Source organism: Phocaeicola sp. HCN-6420 (assembly GCF_037890145.1).
GTDB lineage: Bacteria > Bacteroidota > Bacteroidia > Bacteroidales > Bacteroidaceae > Phocaeicola.
Window position 1 is genome coordinate 1 of the sequence record NZ_JBBKBJ010000022.1, and the last position, 17,955, is coordinate 17,955.

13 protein-coding genes are annotated in these 17,955 nt (G+C 43.4%); 5 read left to right on the plus strand and 8 right to left on the minus strand.

Annotation, left to right across the window (positions count from 1 at the left end):
• On the minus strand, positions 1-2,614 hold a 2,614-nt coding region (locus tag WKT12_RS12010; protein ID WP_340319835.1), incomplete at its 3' end, for a SusC/RagA family TonB-linked outer membrane protein.
• 188 nt (positions 2,615-2,802) lie between these two features.
• Entirely contained in the window at positions 2,803-4,506 is a 1,704-nt protein-coding gene (locus tag WKT12_RS12015; protein WP_340319836.1) for a DUF6377 domain-containing protein, read from the minus strand.
• A 350-nt stretch (positions 4,507-4,856) separates the two neighbouring features.
• Between WKT12_RS12015 and cls the strand changes: the two genes are divergently transcribed.
• From cls to WKT12_RS12040, 5 genes are all read left to right on the plus strand, one after another.
• Entirely contained in the window at positions 4,857-6,161 is a 1,305-nt protein-coding gene (gene cls / locus WKT12_RS12020; protein WP_340319837.1) for a cardiolipin synthase, read from the plus strand.
• 110 nt (positions 6,162-6,271) lie between these two features.
• Positions 6,272-7,225, plus strand: a complete 954-nt coding sequence (metF, locus tag WKT12_RS12025; RefSeq protein ID WP_340319838.1) for a methylenetetrahydrofolate reductase [NAD(P)H] — start codon at positions 6,272-6,274, stop codon at positions 7,223-7,225.
• 2 nt (positions 7,226-7,227) lie between these two features.
• Positions 7,228-8,352, plus strand: a complete 1,125-nt coding sequence (locus WKT12_RS12030; protein WP_021970122.1) for a DNA polymerase III subunit — start codon at positions 7,228-7,230, stop codon at positions 8,350-8,352.
• Between the two features lie 4 nt (positions 8,353-8,356).
• Complete coding sequence (gene ricT / locus WKT12_RS12035; protein ID WP_340319839.1) at positions 8,357-9,991, plus strand: regulatory iron-sulfur-containing complex subunit RicT; 1,635 nt, start codon at positions 8,357-8,359, stop codon at positions 9,989-9,991.
• Positions 9,988-10,503 (plus strand): gliding motility lipoprotein GldH, encoded by a 516-nt coding sequence (locus WKT12_RS12040; protein ID WP_340319840.1) that lies wholly within the window; start codon positions 9,988-9,990, stop codon positions 10,501-10,503. Before ricT ends, WKT12_RS12040 begins: the two co-directional genes overlap by 4 nt.
• On the opposite strand, the gene rodA is transcribed toward WKT12_RS12040, so the two are convergent.
• The 6 genes from rodA to purH form a co-directional block, all read right to left on the minus strand.
• Positions 10,459-11,913, minus strand: a complete 1,455-nt coding sequence (rodA, locus tag WKT12_RS12045) for a rod shape-determining protein RodA (protein WP_021970125.1) — start codon at positions 11,911-11,913, stop codon at positions 10,459-10,461. The two genes, WKT12_RS12040 and rodA, sit on opposite strands and share 45 nt — an antisense overlap.
• Positions 11,894-13,744, minus strand: coding sequence for a penicillin-binding protein 2 (mrdA, locus tag WKT12_RS12050; protein ID WP_340319841.1), 1,851 nt, complete (start codon positions 13,742-13,744; stop codon positions 11,894-11,896). Before mrdA ends, rodA begins: the two co-directional genes overlap by 20 nt.
• The gene (mreD, locus tag WKT12_RS12055; protein WP_021970127.1) at positions 13,744-14,244 is read right to left on the minus strand and encodes a rod shape-determining protein MreD; all 501 of its coding nucleotides are present in this window, start codon (positions 14,242-14,244) and stop codon (positions 13,744-13,746) included. The genes mrdA and mreD overlap by 1 nt, the downstream gene beginning before the upstream one ends.
• Positions 14,245-14,249: 5 nt before the next feature.
• Positions 14,250-15,092, minus strand: coding sequence for a rod shape-determining protein MreC (gene mreC / locus WKT12_RS12060; RefSeq protein ID WP_021970128.1), 843 nt, complete (start codon positions 15,090-15,092; stop codon positions 14,250-14,252).
• Positions 15,093-15,190: 98 nt separating this feature from the next.
• Positions 15,191-16,213 carry a rod shape-determining protein gene (locus WKT12_RS12065; RefSeq protein WP_340319843.1) on the minus strand — a complete coding sequence of 341 codons (1,023 nt, stop codon included), beginning with the start codon at positions 16,211-16,213 and terminating at the stop codon, positions 15,191-15,193.
• Between the two features lie 70 nt (positions 16,214-16,283).
• On the minus strand, positions 16,284-17,810 hold the full coding sequence (purH, locus tag WKT12_RS12070) for a bifunctional phosphoribosylaminoimidazolecarboxamide formyltransferase/IMP cyclohydrolase (RefSeq protein ID WP_021970130.1): 1,527 nt from the start codon (positions 17,808-17,810) through the stop codon (positions 16,284-16,286).
• Positions 17,811-17,955 lie beyond the last annotated feature (145 nt).

Genomic DNA, 17,955 nt, shown 5'->3' on the forward strand with positions numbered 1-17,955 from the left:
CTAAATACGTCATATCGTCGGAATTAACTACCCCGTTACCATCGACATCCACATATTTGATATCACCCACTTGGGTAACATAACCAGCTCCAGCTACTTCCTGCTTTGCATAATTGTCTATTTCTTCCTGTGACTGGAAAATACCGTCTGTCTTGTAACCATAATATCCATTAATTGAGCGTCCGGTCTTTCTCATCAGCTCGGAAGTGCCTTCCGCTTCTGCCATTTCGATTATCTTGTTACGGGCAAAAGTGAAGTTTCCACCTACCGAGTACATTACTTTTCCAATCGTATTATGGTAATTGATAGAAAGATCGATACCTTTATTGTCTACAACCCCCAAGTTTTCCAACGGTAAGGTACCTCCAAATGAAGAAGGAATCTCTGATGTACGTTGGGTAAGAATATTGGTTCTTCTTTCTGTAAAGAAATCGACTGTAAAGTTGAGCTTGCTAAACAAAGTTGCATCAATGGCAACATTCGCTTTATTCGATTTCTCCCATGTAGCAAGTGGATTAGCAATAGCACCGGGAACAAGACCTTTCGTCACCAAATCACCGAAAGCATAATCACCCAAGTTATTCATAAATCCATTGCTCGCCATTACATCGCTGCCATATAATTCGAAGCGGCTGTAATACGGGAATGAAACACCACCGGTATTATCGTTACCCAGTGTACCGTAGGAAGCACGTACCTTCAGAAAATCGACTGTATTTTTCAACGACTGGAAGAAAGGCTCTTCCGAAACAACCCATCCCAAAGATGCAGAAGCAAAGGTACCCCAGCGCTTATCAGGAGCAAAGTTTTCAGAACCATCACGACGAATATTAAATTCTACGAGGTACTTGGAAGCGTAGTTGTAATTGATACGTGCCATATAACTTGCGCGGGCTGTTTCACTGTCGACAGCACTCATGGTCTGTCCTTCGGTATTACCAGCATTGATCTGATCCAAGATTTCCGAATCAAAAGAATTACGCTGCATATACGAATTGGCTGTAAATCCCTTACGGGCCAGTACCATCGCCATGGCCGTAACATTATGGTTGCCGAATGAACGGTCATAATTTAACTGCAACTGATATTCCTGATAGTTACTGTTATTCTGAGTCAGCCCCAGACTTGCACTAGAACGAGGTTTCAGAACATACTCTCCGTCGGCATCTTTTGAATAAACATAAGGAGAAACACTCCATGCTTTATTGTCGTAGGTATTTTTACTATAAGACATCACACCTTTAGCCGACAGACCTTCTGTGATAAAATCGAGTTTTTGTTCGAGTTGTACTCTGGCATCTACCACAAAAGTATTTCCTTTGCTGTAACTGCCACCCGGCTGGTTGGAAGCCACTACATTGGGATGAGTCGCATCGGGCACGGCAAACGTTCCGTCTGGATAGCGGCATAACAGAACCGGCGTATTTCGTACCAGTTGTTGGAACACGCCTTCGCTACTTCCCGAATTCAGGGAATTTTCCAGACGACCGGAAATGTCTACTCCCAAACGGGTAGTACTGGTAATCTGTGCATCGATGTTACTTCTCAGGTTATAACGACGATAGTTCAAATCATCCCACAGACCTCCCTGATTCAGATAACCTAAACTTACATAGTAATTGATTTTTTCTGAGCCACCCGAGATAGAAATATTATGCTGATTCTGGATAGCGTTCTTGGTCAGCATCTCATCATACCAATTGGTATTTGGATAAAGTTCCGGATCGGAACCATCGAGGTATTTCTGGATAGCTTCTTGTGTATACAACTCACGACCGAAATACTGGTTTGACAGACGGGCATAATCATACGAATTGGCAAATTCAGGAAGTTTGGTAGGGCTCTGTATGGAAACACTTCCCGAATACTTAATGGACGCCTTTCCGGTATTTCCTCGCTTGGTAGTAATCACAATGACGCCATTGGCACCACGCATACCAAAGATAGCTGCCGAAGCCGCATCCTTCAAAACATTAATGGACTCAATATCGTTCGGATCCATACGGGCAAAATCGGAAGCAGAACGTTCGATACCATCGATAATATAGGCCGGTGATGTATCTCCCTGAAAGGTAGCAATACCACGAATATAAATATTGGCATCATCGGCACCTGGTTCTCCCTTAGCCTGTTTGGAAATCAATCCCGGCATCTGACCTACAAGTGCCGTCGTCGCATTGGCCGCACGCGACTTGATCAGTTCATCACTTTTCATGGAAGTCACAGCTCCCGTAAGATTGGCTTTCTTCTGAACTCCATATCCTACCACCACGACCTCTTCCAATGTTTCGGCATCTTCCTTTAAAATGACCTTTAGAGGAGAAGCATCCTTAACGGTTATGGACTGAGTAGTATAACCGATATAAGAAACTTCGATAACACTACCTTGGTCAACATCGGAGAGACTAAAATTTCCATCGAAATCAGTAATGGTTCCGTTGGTCGTTCCTTTCACCAGGACACTGGCTCCAATAATTGTTTCACCAGTAGCATCCTTTACATTTCCTGTCACATTCAGCTTCTGTGCATACAGACTGAATGAGAAGAAAAACAGCAAGCCCCAGACAGCCACAACATATCTCACAGCTTGCGATTGATTTACTCTTGTGCTCATAAATCTGTTTTTAAAGTTAACATTACGGTTTGAATCTCTGCGGCAAAATTAAAATCAGAAATATCACCGTGTATGACTCGGTAAAAAGCACAAGTAAAGGGAAACAAGAGAAGAACGCTGATTTTCAAGTAGGTAAATTATACAAGAGGTAAACTTCTTCAGACTAAAAGAAGAAAATTCAACAGGTATTACCGTTGCATTTTCCCAAGTGAACGTACCACTTCCGCAAAATTTTCTTTCGGAATGACAGCTTTATTTCGTGTTCTCAGTCGGTTATTATAAACGGTCTGGGGAGAACAATGGAGAAACTCAGCAATTTTCACACTATCATTAATACCCAAACGAACAAGTGCGTAAATACGCAGTTCAGTATTCAGCAGTTCTCCATCTTTCAATACAACTCTTTCTTCTGGACGAAGCAAAGCATTAAAATCATCGACAAAATCGGGATAAACATGTAAGAAAATAGCATCGAAACTATGATAGAACTCTTTTAGCTCACTCTGAACAATACTGGTACTGGCAGACCATGATTTCAACTCTTCCACTTGTCCGGTCTTTAACTTACGATTGACATTTTTACGGTATTCTTCCAGTTTACTGATGTAACTGGAACAAATGGAAAAAACGTAGCCAATGTATTCTTCTTTTACATAGTTTGCTTCCAGTAACTGATTATTGGTAGACTTCAATTGTTCATTTACACGACTTAGTTCTTCATTGACATTGGCCAGCATCTTATAGGCTTCCGACAATTCTTCCACATGTGAATTCAACAATTTATTGGTTTCATGCTGCTGAGCTTTTGACTTTGCCAACTTCCTGAACTGAATATAAATCAGACACACTGCCACCAGCAATACGACCGACAGAATACTCACCGTATAAAGAAAATTCTTCAGCCGCTTTTCCTGTAAAATATTTCGTTCCTGGTAGGCCTGATGTAATTTATCCAAGACAGTAGAAATTCCTACCACACGCACTCTGTTGGGATATTTAAGCGCCATCTGCAAACAATAATTAATGTAGGTATACCCTCTGTCGATATCATTACGTTTATAGAGTAAGGACGATAACTCTTCCATCGACGCTATATCCCGATTACAGATGCGCACGTCAGCAATGGAAGAATAAATCAGATAACGCATGTAATTATCTTCATCTCCTTCGTTCATGTACATACGTGCCAATACGTACGAATTCATCGCATCCATACGGGTATTCAATGAAGAGTGTTCAACAATTGCTTTTAACTGGGTTTTCAATGTATCATATTCCATCGAATCAGGGAAATCCCGATAAAACATGGCCTTAAACCAATAATAAAAAGGGGTTCCTGTATTGACCATCTTTTGAGCTTCTTCCTTGAGCTTTATTTCATCCTCATAATAGATTTTGGCATATTCAGGCTTTCCTACATATTGACTTAAATGAGAATATAAATAAATCTTACGGTCATAATACTGCAAGCGCAAATCCGAAGGCAAACGGTTTTCATCAATCTGCTTCAACTCGGTTTCTGCTTCATACAATAATCCGGTAGCGACCAACAAGAAAACCCGGTTCAACCTCCACTCCTGCTCCCATTCCGACTTATTAAGTTGCTGGGCAATACGAATATTATCTACTACATACACCATTGCTGTATCGGCATTATACACATAATATTCATCATAAAACATTTTATTGAACCAGAATTTTTCTTCTAAATTAGAAGGAACCTTACGCATACGAAGTTGCTTTATCTTCATCTCTTTTTCTTTCGCATAATCCTCACTATGTATTAAAATAGTATCCAGACTCAACAACAAACGATCCAATGAAGAAGTCTGAGCATTAAGCTGTACTACAGCAAATAACCATAAACAGATCAACAAAGGCAAGTTTTTCATCTAATTTTCATTTTAGGTATATCTCACAAATACGTATTTTCTTTATTACAAAATTATAGAAAATTTTAATAATCTACTCTTACTTTGTAAAGATACCAAACGTAATTATTCTCAGTAAATATGTATCTAACAACTTTCTTCTCAATTTTTATTACACATACAAAGTCGTATAAGGTTAGATATTATGACTATATAATCATACACTTTCAAATCTTACAACAGATTGCAAGAAACGGTCTTTTCATCTGATTTTACAGTCAAATAGTAACTATTTGCAGAAAAGCTGGCATAGTCATTATTAATTCTTAATTAAAATCCATATTTTTGCACCTCACAAAAACTATCGATGCATGAATGACTACAGATTTCACAAAATATTTTTTTGTTTAATCCTATTGATTGTGAAATTCGGCGTACCCGGATATGCACAATCACAATCATATGTGGCAGAAGAGGATACAATAGCCGAATACCTGCCTGCCGATTCTCTGTTTGCAAGATATCTGCGTGAGCAGAACGTAGAAATCATCAACAATAATGAACTGAAACTTTTACCAAGCGGAAGAGAAAAGTTCAATGACCTTTTTGAAGAAATCAAAAAGGCAAAGCATCACATTCATCTGGAATATTTTAATTTCAGAAATGATTCCATCGGAAATGCACTTTTCGACCTGCTCGCACTGAAAGTTAAAGAGGGAGTAAAGGTCAGAGCCATGTTCGATGCTTTTGGAAACATGTCGAACAACCGCCCACTTCGAAAAAGATTGCTCAAAAAACTAAGTAAGGAAGGTATAGAAATCGTCACATTCGACCCGATAACATTTCCATACGTAAATCATGCCGCAAGCCGCGACCACCAGAAAATCGTTGTAATAGACGGAAAGGTCGGATATACGGGAGGTATGAATATTGCAGACTATTATATCAATGGACTGCCCAAAATCGGAGCCTGGAGAGATATGCATATCCGCATCAAAGGACCTGCCGTGGAAAAACTGCAACAGGCTTTTCTTACCATGTGGAACAAAGAAACCAAACAGCATATAGAAGGTGATGAATTTTTCCCTTTTGGAAAAGATTCTCTGAATGCAGCACCCGTACATGCCGGTCATCAGGTAGCTATTGTACAACGAGTTCCGAAAATATCTCCGGAAGCAATGAGGCACGCCTACATTGCAGCCATCAATACAGCAGAACGAAAGATACAAATCATTAATCCATACTTTACTCCCACTGCCAGCATACGCCGTGCAATCGAAAGAGCCGTCGACCGTGGAGTCAGAGTAGAAATTATGATTCCCGGTAAGTCGGATATCAGCTTTACCCCCGATGCAGCATTCTATCTCGCCAATCAGCTGAGAAAAAAGGGAGCCCATATTTATGTTTACAACGGAGGATTTCACCATTCGAAGGTTATGATGGTAGACGAGCGCTTCTGTACGGTAGGAAGTACAAACCTGAACAGCCGCAGCCTGAGATATGACTACGAGATAAATGCTTTTGTATTCGACCTTCCGATAACCTCACAGTTGACTGACATATTCAGTGCCGACAAGCAAAACAGTACGATTATGACCAAGGAGGTTTACAAGAAACGAACGCCGTGGAAACGCTTTGTCGGATGGTTCGCTCATCTGTTTACCCCCGTGCTCTGATGTATCGGCAACCAAATTAAATTTTTTAAGAAACATTCTCCCGTTAAGTACAATATTTTTCTTATTTTTGCCAAATATGTAACCCCTTAACAAGGCGCAAAAATAGTGAAATGAGAGTAATTGACTTAATCAAATCACCTGAAAAGACTGCCTTTTCATTCGAGATACTTCCTCCATTAAAAGGCACAGGGATAGAAAAATTATACGAAACCATCGATTCCTTACGCGAATTCGACCCGAAATATATTAACATAACTACGCACCGTAGCGAGTATGTTTACCGCGAACTGGGCAACGGGCTATATGAACGTAAGCGAATCCGTCGCCGTCCGGGTACGGTAGCAGTGGCAGCAGCCATACAGAACAAGTATAATATCACGGTAGTGCCGCATATTCTATGTAGCGGATTTACACGTGAGGATACCGAATATGTACTACTGGACCTGCAGTTCTTGGGCATTACCGACCTGCTGATTTTACGCGGCGACAAGGCTAAACACGAACAAGTCTTTACTCCCGAGCCAGGAGGCTATGCACACGCCGTAGAACTGGAACAGCAAATCAATGACTTCAACCGTGGAGTGTTTGTCGATGGTTCACCGATCAAAGCACCAGTACGACCGTTCAGCTATGGAGTTGCCTGCTATCCGGAGAAGCACGAAGAAGCTCCTAACATGGAACAGGATATCTACTGGCTGAAAAAAAAGGTCGAAGCGGGAGCGGAATATGCCGTAACACAGTTATTTTACGACAACCGCAAGTTCTTCGATTTTGTAGACCGTGTGCGTCAAGAAGGAATTGACATTCCTATCATTCCGGGAATCAAACCGTTCAGCAAACTGTCTCAGTTGTCTGTCATCCCCAAAACATTTAAAGTAGACTTACCTCAGGAGCTGGCTGTGGAAGCCTTAAAATGCCAGACGGACGAAGAAGCCCGTCAACTGGGAGTGGAATGGTGTATTAACCAGTGCCGCGAACTGATAGCTCACGGTGTTCCCAGCATTCATTTTTATACCGTTGGAGCTACAGAAAGCGTACGCCGCGTAGCAAAAGAAATTTATTAACCGTGTTTTTTAAAGACGTCATAGGACAAAATGAGGCGAAACGCCATTTACTGACACTCGTTCACGAGGGACGAGTGCCACACGCTATACTGTTCTGTGGTGCAGAAGGTACAGGCAAATTACCACTGGCATTGGCACTGGCACGCTATCTGTGTTGCGAAAATCCGGGTGAAGAAGACGCCTGCGGTAAATGTCCTTCGTGTATAAAAATGAACAAACTGATACATCCCGACGTTCATTTTGCTTTTCCGGTCATCAAGAAAAAAGCCGGACGCGACACCGTATCCGACGATTTCATTGATGTATGGCGACAGCAGATTATCGATTCGCCTTATTTTTCGCTTGCCAACTGGCTGGCACGCATGGGAGCAGAAAACCAACAGGCACAGATTTTTGTACGCGAGAGTGATGAAATTCAACGGAAACTTTCTCTGAAAGCGGGAGAGGGAGGTTATAAAATCATGATTGTATGGCTTCCGGAAAAGATGAATGCAGAATGCGGAAACAAGTTACTAAAACTACTTGAAGAGCCGCCCGCCTATACCTTGTTCTTACTGGTGAGTGAAGCACCTGAAAATATCCTGCCTACCCTGACCAGCCGTATGCAGCGCTTCAATCTGCCTCCATTGAGTGAGGATGACATAGCCGGACTATTACGTACACGATACATGCTCCAGCCGGACGATGCAGCCGATATCGCACACCTATCTGCGGGAAGTGTATTGCGGGCAATAGAAAACATACATCTGGGAGAAGAGAACCGCCTCTTCTTCGAATTGTTCACTTCGCTGATGCGACTGGCTTACGCACGACGCTTAAAGGAGATGAAAGCCTGGAGTGAACAAGTTGCTGCATTAGGCAGAGAACGACAGAAAAATCTACTGGCATACTGCCAGCGCATGATACGGGAAAACTTTATATATAACTTCCACTGTTCGGAAATGAATTTTCTGGGACGTGAAGAAGCTCAATTTGCTTCTCGATTTGCTCCTTTCGTCAACGAAAGAAACGTCATGGGTATCATGGATGAGCTGGAGGAAGCCGGACGACATATCGAACAGAATGTAAACCCTAAATTCGTATTCTTCGATTTCGCCCTGAAAATGATTGTACTACTAAAGAATTGAAACTATGAACAAATTTATACTGAAAAACGGAAGTGGCTCATTGTGTTGCAAGGGCTGCGGAAGACAAGATAATAAACTGAATACCTACGACTGGCTGGCAGATATACCGGGCAACAGCGAAGAACAGGATATGGTGGAAGTACAGTTCAAAAATACCCGGAAAGGATATTTCAAGAACAGCAATCACCTGAAACTGGAAAAAGGTGACATCGTAGCCGTAGAAGCCAGCCCGGGGCATGATATAGGTACTGTAACGCTGACAGGACGCCTTGTACCGTTACAGATGCGCAAGGCTAATATAAAGCCGGATGCTGAAATACGCCGTGTATACCGCAAGGCAAAACCGGTGGATATGGAAAAATATGAGGAAGCTAAAAGCCGTGAACATGCTACAATGATTCGTTCACGCCAGATTGCTGCCGAACTGGGACTGCAAATGAAAATTGGCGATGTGGAGTATCAGGGCGACGGAAACAAGGCTATCTTCTATTATATCGCTGATGAACGAGTAGACTTCCGTCAGCTTATCAAAGTACTGGCCGAAGCTTTCCGCGTGCGCATCGAAATGAAACAGATCGGTGCCCGTCAGGAAGCAGGACGCATCGGCGGTATCGGTCCTTGCGGACGGGAACTGTGTTGCGCTACATGGATGACAAACTTCATTTCTGTATCTACAGGGGCCGCACGCTATCAGGATATTTCGTTAAATCCTCAAAAGCTGGCAGGACAATGTGCCAAGCTGAAATGTTGCCTCAACTACGAAGTAGATGCCTACGTAGAATGCCAGAAACGACTTCCCAGCAAAGAGATTACACTCGAAACAATGGATGCGACGTACTATTATTTCAAGGCTGATATTCTGAAAGGAGAAATCATTTATTCTACCGACAAGAGTTTCCTTGCCAACGAAGTTACTCTTACTGCACGTCGTGCCTTCGAAGTAATCAACATGAACCGTCGTGGTGAAAAGCCTGAAAAATTAAATGACAATGGGATGCATGAGCCAGCACGTCCGAAAGATTTGCTGGAACAGGAAAGTGTAACCCGTTTCGATAAAAGCCGGAATAATAAGAACCGAAAGAAAAAAAGAAACGGAGAGGCTCGTCAGGCTAATGTACAACAGGATAACAATGCTCAGAAGCTTCTACCCAACAAGGATATGCCTAATCAGGAAAAGGTTGAGAATCAGGTAAAGGGAGAAAATAATACAGCAGCTTCTGCAAATATCCCTACAACCAACGGAAAAGAAAGACGGAAAGAAGACCGTCAGGGAGAAAAACGCCGGAATGACAGAGGAAATCGTCCTCAGAAGCAAGGAAATGCTCCGCGTCCAGCCGACAACAAACAACAACCTAACCAGCCGGAGGTACGTGCCCAGCAACAGCTGCCGGAAGGGAAAAAACAAGGAAACGCTCCCCGTCCGGCCGACAACAAACAACAACCTAACCAGCCGGAGGTACGTGCCCAGCAACAGCAGCCGGAAGGGAAAAAACAAGGAAACACTCCGCGTCCAGCCGACAACAAACAACAGCCTAACCAGCCGGAAGCACGTACCCAGCAACAGCAGCCGGAAGGAGGCAACAGACAACCTAACCGTCCACGCCGGCAGGTACGAAAAAACAACAATGAAATAGCATGACCACACTAAAAACTTCATCATATATCCGCACCGCGGGGGGAATATTAATCTTATTATTCTCCCTGGCGGCCTGCAATGATGATACCGTCTACCATACTTACCAGAACCTAAGTGAAAATGGATGGCCTAAACAAGATACCTTGAAATATACCCTACCATCACAACTAACCAGACATCATTATAGTCTGGAAATAGGATTAAGACATACAGAAAACTATCCATATCAGGATATATGGCTGGAAGTACTTTACCCGCTCACTCCCGACAAACGCCCAGACACATTACATTTGAAACTGGCTGACAAGTGGGGAAACTGGAAAGGAAAAGGCACATCGGGAAACTTATACCAGTTTACCTTTACTGCCAATGAACCGATCTATCTCTCGACAGCCGACAGCATGCTGCAAATAGTTCATATTATGCGCGACAAATCGCTGAAGGGAATCAGTGATGTAGGTATGCGTCTATCAACTTTCACGGGCAGCGTCAATACGCAGAAAGACAAACAGTAAAATGGTAAATCCCCAAAGCGAAGAACCTCCGTAACTGAAGAAAGGAAGAGGAATACCAATAACAGGAGTCAGTCCGAGAACCATTCCAATATTAACAAACAAGTGGAAGAAAAAGATACTTAACACACTATAGCCATATACCCTTCCGAAACGCGTGCTTTGCCGCTCAGCAAGGTAGATTAACCGCCATATCAATGCGGCAAACAGCAAAATCACGATAGAGGAGCCTACAAAGCCCTGCTCCTCTCCTACGGTACAAAAGATAAAGTCGGTATCCTGCTCCGGTACATACTTCAATTTGGTCTGAGTACCGTTCAGAAATCCTTTTCCCAGAAATCCTCCCGAGCCAATAGCTATCTTACTCTGGTTTACATTATAACCAGCACCTGTAGGATCATCTTCCATTCCTAACAATACTTTAATACGTATCTGCTGATGAGGTTCAAGCACTTCATTGAACACATAATCGGCAGAGAAAAGAAATCCTACCGAACCTATTGCAAAAACCAATATATACAGATAGTTGCGAATGCGCTCATGCAGAAATAAATAAACCAAATAAATACATAGGGCTCCACATACTACACCTTGCAAATAAACGACATTAAACGGTATGACGTACAAAGAGAACAGCCACCCCAACAACATCGAACCAATGCCAAAAGACAGAATATAAATTACCGCCCGTTCGCTGTTTTTACAATATGCCTTTACCAGCAATGACGTAAAAAGTACAATCAATCCCAATACGGCAAATTCTCCCAACGAAGTAAAGCCATCGGCCATCAGTTCATTACTGAAACGGATTCCGACAATAAAATAAATTACGGCACATACCCCGGCAAACAAAATAGACCCTGTCATTCCTTCCCGATACAGAACAAGGAAGAATGACAAATAGACCAAAGCCGAACCTGTTTCTTTCTGGCAAATAATCAGTAACATCGGAACAAGGATAATGGCAAGGGCAACCAGCATCTTCCGTCCCCGTTCCATGGAAAAGGTATATTCGCCCATATACTTGGCCAAAGCCAGTGCTGTAGCAAACTTGGCAAACTCGGCAGGCTGCAAACTAACCGGGCCCAATACAATCCACGAACGCGATCCCTTAATCTCATGCGGATTGAATATCGTTCCGAAAAGCAACAGCAACAAGATTCCGTAAATCAGATAAGCATATGTATCATACAAACGATCTTCCAGCATCAGCAGTACAAAACCTAATGTGAAAGAACAACCAATCCACATCAACTGTTTTCCAGCACGTGTCGTAAAGTTCAGAAAATCCGGATCACCGTAATCATAACTGGCTCCGCATACGCTGAACCAGCCACATACGATCAAGACGAAATAAAGAGCTATCGTCCACCAGTCAACCGTTTTCCATAAACTATCTTTCCTGTAAGCCATAATCAATTCTACGGTTTTGAATATCGGTAGCCAATGCCTCATCTGCTTCGGTCAGCTTCCCGGTCAAATATTTTTCTATCATCAGTCGCCCGATAGGTACTCCGTATGTAGCACCCCATCCACCATTCTCTACATAAACGGCAATGGCTATTTTCGGATTATTCATCGGAGCAAATCCCATAAATGCAGAGTGGTCTTTCCCATGATTCTGTGCCGTACCAGTTTTACCACAGACCTCCAGTTCCGGAATATTTGCCAAACTACACGTACCTCCCAATACAGCCGCACGCATACCTTGCACAACTTCGTCGTAATGGCTTTTTTCTACTTTCGTATAACGTCGGGTCACATACATCGAATCAAGCGCTTCTCCTTCTACTTCCTTCACGACATGAGGAGTTACAAAATATCCCCGATTAGCAATGGTTGCTCCCAAATTGGCAATCTGCAAAGGCGTAGCCGTAACCTCTCCCTGACCGATTGCAATACTGATGATGGTCAAACCATTCCACGAACGGCGATATGCCTTGTCATAATATTGTGCGTTAGGGATCATACCACGCTTTTCACCCGGCAAGTCAATACCCAACTGATAACCGAATCCCATAGATACCATATAATCGCGCCATGTATTCATGGCTTTCTGCACGGAACCATATTTCTGACGGGCTCCAATCATATGAAACAATCCCCAGCAGAAATATCCGTTACAAGAAGTAGCGATAGCAGGTATCAAAGCCAAAGGAGACGGATGAGAGTGACAACCGACATGAAGTCCCCGGTACGAAAATCCTCCGCTACACGGATACATTGTACCCGGAGTAATGATACCCTCCTGCAGAAAGGTCAAGGCCTGAGTGGTCTTAAACGTAGATCCCGGTGGATACGTTCCCATGATTGCACGGTTCAGCAAAGGCTTCCACGGATCTTTCGACAGCTCGATGTGATTCTTGCCTCGGCTACGGCCAATCATCAGACTGGGATCGTAAGTAGGTGATGATACCAGACAAAGCACTTCACCCGTAGAGGGCTCAATAGCTACAATACTGCCAATTTTACCTTCCAGCAATCTCTCGCCCAACATTTGAAGTTCAATATCCAGACTCAGCGTCAAGTTCTTTCCCGGTACAGGTGCCTTATCGAACTTTCCATCCATATAATTCCCCTGTATACGTCCGTGTGCATCGCGAAGCAGGACTTCCACCCCTTTTTCTCCCCTAAGTTGTTTCTCATACGAACGCTCAACTCCCAGCTTTCCGATGAAATCACCCGGAAGATAATAGTCATCATCCTCCATCTCCTGCTTGGAAACTTCGGCAATATCACCTAAGATGTGCGCCCCCGCATTATAATTATACTGCCGGATAGTACGCCGCTGTATGTAAAAGCCGGGAAACTTAAAAAGTTTTTCCTGAAAGATACCACAATCCTCAGCAGAGAGCTGAGTCAGAAAGACCTGATTGGTATATGGAGAATATCCGGGATTCAAACGCCGGTCCTTCATGTCGTGAAACTTACGGCGTACAAACTCGGGCGTTATCCGCAGTGTACTGCACAAATCGGCAGTATCCAGCGAGGTAATTTCTTTCATGACAACCGTTATGTCGTAAGCCGGCTGATTATAAACCAGCAACTTTCCGGTACGGTCGTATATCACGCCCCGGCTCGGATATTGAATTTTTTTCAGAAATGCATTGCTGTCGGCATTCTTCCGGTAGTCATCATTCAATATCTGCAAGGCAAACAAGCGAATAATAAAAAGAGCAACTACCGTCAGGACGACACCACCTATGACATATCTTCTTTTTGACAGCTTATAATTCCGATCCACTATTTCTTCCTCCTTATAGTGTCTATACAGATAACACCCACTACCGTCATTAGCGTATCTGTTACAATCTTCCACAATAGTTCACTCATGCGGAAAAAAGTAAAAGCATCAATTATTTGCAAAGTCACCATAAACACGACCGTTCCACTTAATACATACCGGAAAAAAGGATAAAATCCCATTGAACGGATACCCGGTATATAATCGTCCGTCACATCGCGAAGCATCTGCATCCGCAGCAGAGGACGACGAGCAAACGCCATCATAGTGGCAGCAGCAGCATTCATGCCCGGTGTATTACTGAATATATCCACGCACAGTCCCAGGAAAAAAGCCTGCAAGAGCAACGACTTGCGAGGTATCTCGGCATTCAACACCAATATATAATAGACATAAAGCATAGGAGTTGCATAGCCCAGGATATGCACATGATTCAATACCAGTACCTGAAGCAGTACCAGAAAGACAAACCATACCAATCTATGTAAGAACAATACCATATCCTTTATTTTATATTATCTTCGAGCACAGCCTGTTCCGTCCGTGCACGAGAAGCTATCACATTCACATCGTTCAAACGCGCGAAATCAGTAAACAGTTTGATCTTCAGCACATACGACAATCCATCATGACTATCTGCCATATCATCGACTACCCCAACAGGAATTCCTTCCGGGAAGACGGCACTATGTCCGCTGGTTACCACCGTATCACCCAGCGAAAATTCTGAATGTCGGGGAATATCTTTCAGCCATGCATAAAGTGAAGAACCACCGTTCCATTTCAGCGATCCGAAATAATCCGTCCGTTGAATCTTGCAACTGATACTGCTTTTAGAATTCAATACCGGCAATATAATAGCGTAATGAGCCGAAGTCTGATATACAATGCCGACTACCCCATTTCCGCTCACTACTCCCATTTCGGTACGAATACTGTCAACAGAGCCCTTATTGATTGTGATATAGTTATCCACATGTGTCACGCTGTTATTCACCACCTCAGCCGGATAAATAGAATAATCAGCCAGCACATCCGTATACATCTGTTTTTCTACATCCGTAGTGTCGCGCGTATAGTTCTTTAAAGCTTTACTCAACGATTCCACCTGTAATTCCAGTTCCACATTACGGCGTACCAGATCACGGTTAACCTTGTGTAACCCGAAATAAGAGGTTATCTCACTTGCCACCTCATAAACGCTGCCAGCAACACGATTGGCGGAAGTAAAAAATACACTTCCCTGATAGCTGTTGAAGCGAAACAGCAAAATGAAGCTTACAATCTCCAGCAAGACGAAGAGCAACCAGTAGTCATATTTCAATAAAAAGTTCAGCAGATTTCGCATACCTACAACTTCGGAGAAGAAAAATATCAAGATTAATGCGGAGCCATTATAAAAAAGGCTCCGCAATTTTCACAAATGCCCGAAGGCACAAGTATATTTTATCTCATCAAGAATGAGAAACGATCGACATTCTTCAATGCAATACCCGTTCCTTTGGCAACACTCAACAGAGGGTCTTCTGCAATATGGAACGGAATATTGATCTTATCAGTCAGACGTTTGTCAAGTCCACGCAGCAGCGCGCCGCCACCAGCCAGATAAATACCGTTGCTTACGATATCAGCATACAGTTCTGGAGGTGTATTTTCCAATGCACTCAGGATAGCTGTTTCTATCTTAGCAATGCTCTTTTCCAGGCAGTGAGCAATCTCCTGATAGCAAACCGGAACCTCCATAGGCAATGCCGTGATACGATTTGGTCCACGTACGATATAATCTTCCGGAGCTTCCTCACCCAAATCGGTCAGGGCAGCACCTACATGAATCTTAATACGTTCGGCCATACGTTCACTGACCTTTACATTATGCTGACGGCTCATATACTCCTGAATATCGGCAGTCAGATCATCCCCGGCAATACGGATAGAGTTATTCGAAACGATACCTCCCAATGAAATGACAGCAATTTCAGTAGAACCACCACCTATATCAACAATCATGTTACCCTCGGGAGCTTCCACATCCAGTCCGATACCGATAGCAGCAGCCATCGGTTCAAAAATCAGATAGACATCACGTCCACCAGCATGCTCAGCGCTGTCGCGCACCGCTCTTAACTCAACCTCGGTAGAACCTGAAGGCACACCGATAACCATACGGAGTGAAGGAGTAAACAAGCGGTGTCCCGTATTTACCTTCTTAATTAAACCACGCATCATCTGTTCGCACGCGTTAAAGTCGGCAATCACGCCATCACGCAACGGACGAACGGTACGGATGTTTGGGTTTTCCTTTTCATACATCAGCTTGGCACGTTCGCCCACGGCAATCATCTTGTCGGTACGGCGGTCGAGTGCCACCACTGAAGGTTCATCTACCACAATCTTGTCATTGCTCAATATAATCGTATTGGCAGTTCCAAGATCCATTGCTATTTCTTGTGTAAAAGAGAATAATCCCATAATTTTCCTATTGAAGAATCTTTTTTAAATAATGAACGAAGAATCACTCTTCATTGATTATCCAGTTATTTTAGTGTTTAAAATGACGCACTCCAGTCACCACCATAGCCACACCGTGCGCATTGCAGTACTGGAATGTCAGATCGTCCTTCACCGATCCACCCGGCTGGATAACAGCTTTGATACCTTCCTTATCGGCAAGTTCCACACAGTCGGGGAAGGGGAAGAAAGCATCGCTTGCCATTACCGCTCCGTTCAGGTCGAATCCGAACGATTTAGCCTTTTCGATAGCCTGTTTCAAAGCATCCACACGCGAAGTCTGTCCTACACCGCTGGCAACCAATTGTTTGCCTTTAGCCAGCACGATAGCATTGCTCTTGCTCTGCTTTACAATCTTGTTGGCGAACAGCATATCCTCTATTTCAGCATCCGAAGGAGCCTTTTCGGAAACCTGTTTCAGGTCTTCACGAGTTTCAGTCTTCAAGTCACGATCCTGCACCAATACACCGTTCAGCAAAGAGCGGAACTGTTTTTTCGGAGTTTCAGCATCTTTGCGGACCAAGATAATGCGGTTCTTCTTCTGGGTAAGAATCTGCAAAGCATCTACATCGTAATCGGGAGCGATGATTACTTCGAAGAACAAATTGTTAATTTCTTCAGCAGTAGCACGGTCTACTACCGCATTTGTCACCAGCACACCTCCGAAAGCAGAAACAGGATCGCCAGCCAGTGCCGCACGCCATGCATCAACCAATACCGGACGAGAAGCCAGTCCGCAAGCATTGTTATGCTTCAGGATAGCGAATGTGGTTTCACCCTTGAATTCATCAATCAAGTCGACAGCCGCATTGATGTCGAGCAGATTGTTGTAAGAGATTTCCTTTCCATGAATCTGTTCAAACATCTTGTCCAGATCTCCGAAGAAAACACCTTTCTGATGAGGATTTTCACCATAGCGCAACACCTTCGGCTGTTCAGCTGCATAACGGAAAGCAGAATCTTCGCCTCCGTCGAACCATCCGAAGATAGCCGAGTCATAATGAGAAGATACGGCAAAAGCTTCCTTTGCAAACCAGCGACGTTCTTCACGTGTAGTAACGGCGCCGTTTTCTGTAATGATGTCGAGGAACGGCTTGTACTGAGCCTTGCTTGCTACGATAACAACATCATTGAAGTTCTTTGCAGCGGCACGAATCAACGAGATACCACCTATATCAATCTTTTCGATGATAGACTGAGCATCGGCTCCCGAAGCAACGGTATCTTCAAACGGATAAAGGTCGACAATCACCAGGTCAATTTCAGGAATTTCATATTTAGTCACCTGCTGACGATCCTCTTCCAGTTCGCGACGGCACAAAATACCACCGAAAACTTTCGGATGAAGTGTCTTAACACGACCGCCCAGAATAGAAGGGTATCCGGTCAGATCTTCTACTGCATGACAAGAATATCCCAAACTCTCAATAAAATGACGTGTACCGCCTGTCGACAAAAATTCTACACCTTCTTCCGCCAAACGACGAATGATCGCATCCAAACCGTCCTTGTGATATACCGATACCAAGGCCGTTTTTATTCTCTTTGACTCTGACATTGCTATAATATTTTAGTAATTACTATAATAATTCCCTGTTTAGGGCACAAAGTTACGAATTTCCAATAGATAAACATGCGAAGAAAATCTAAAAAAAACAATTTCCCCTCATAACATAGGCCCTGCGCATTTTGTAACAGAAATG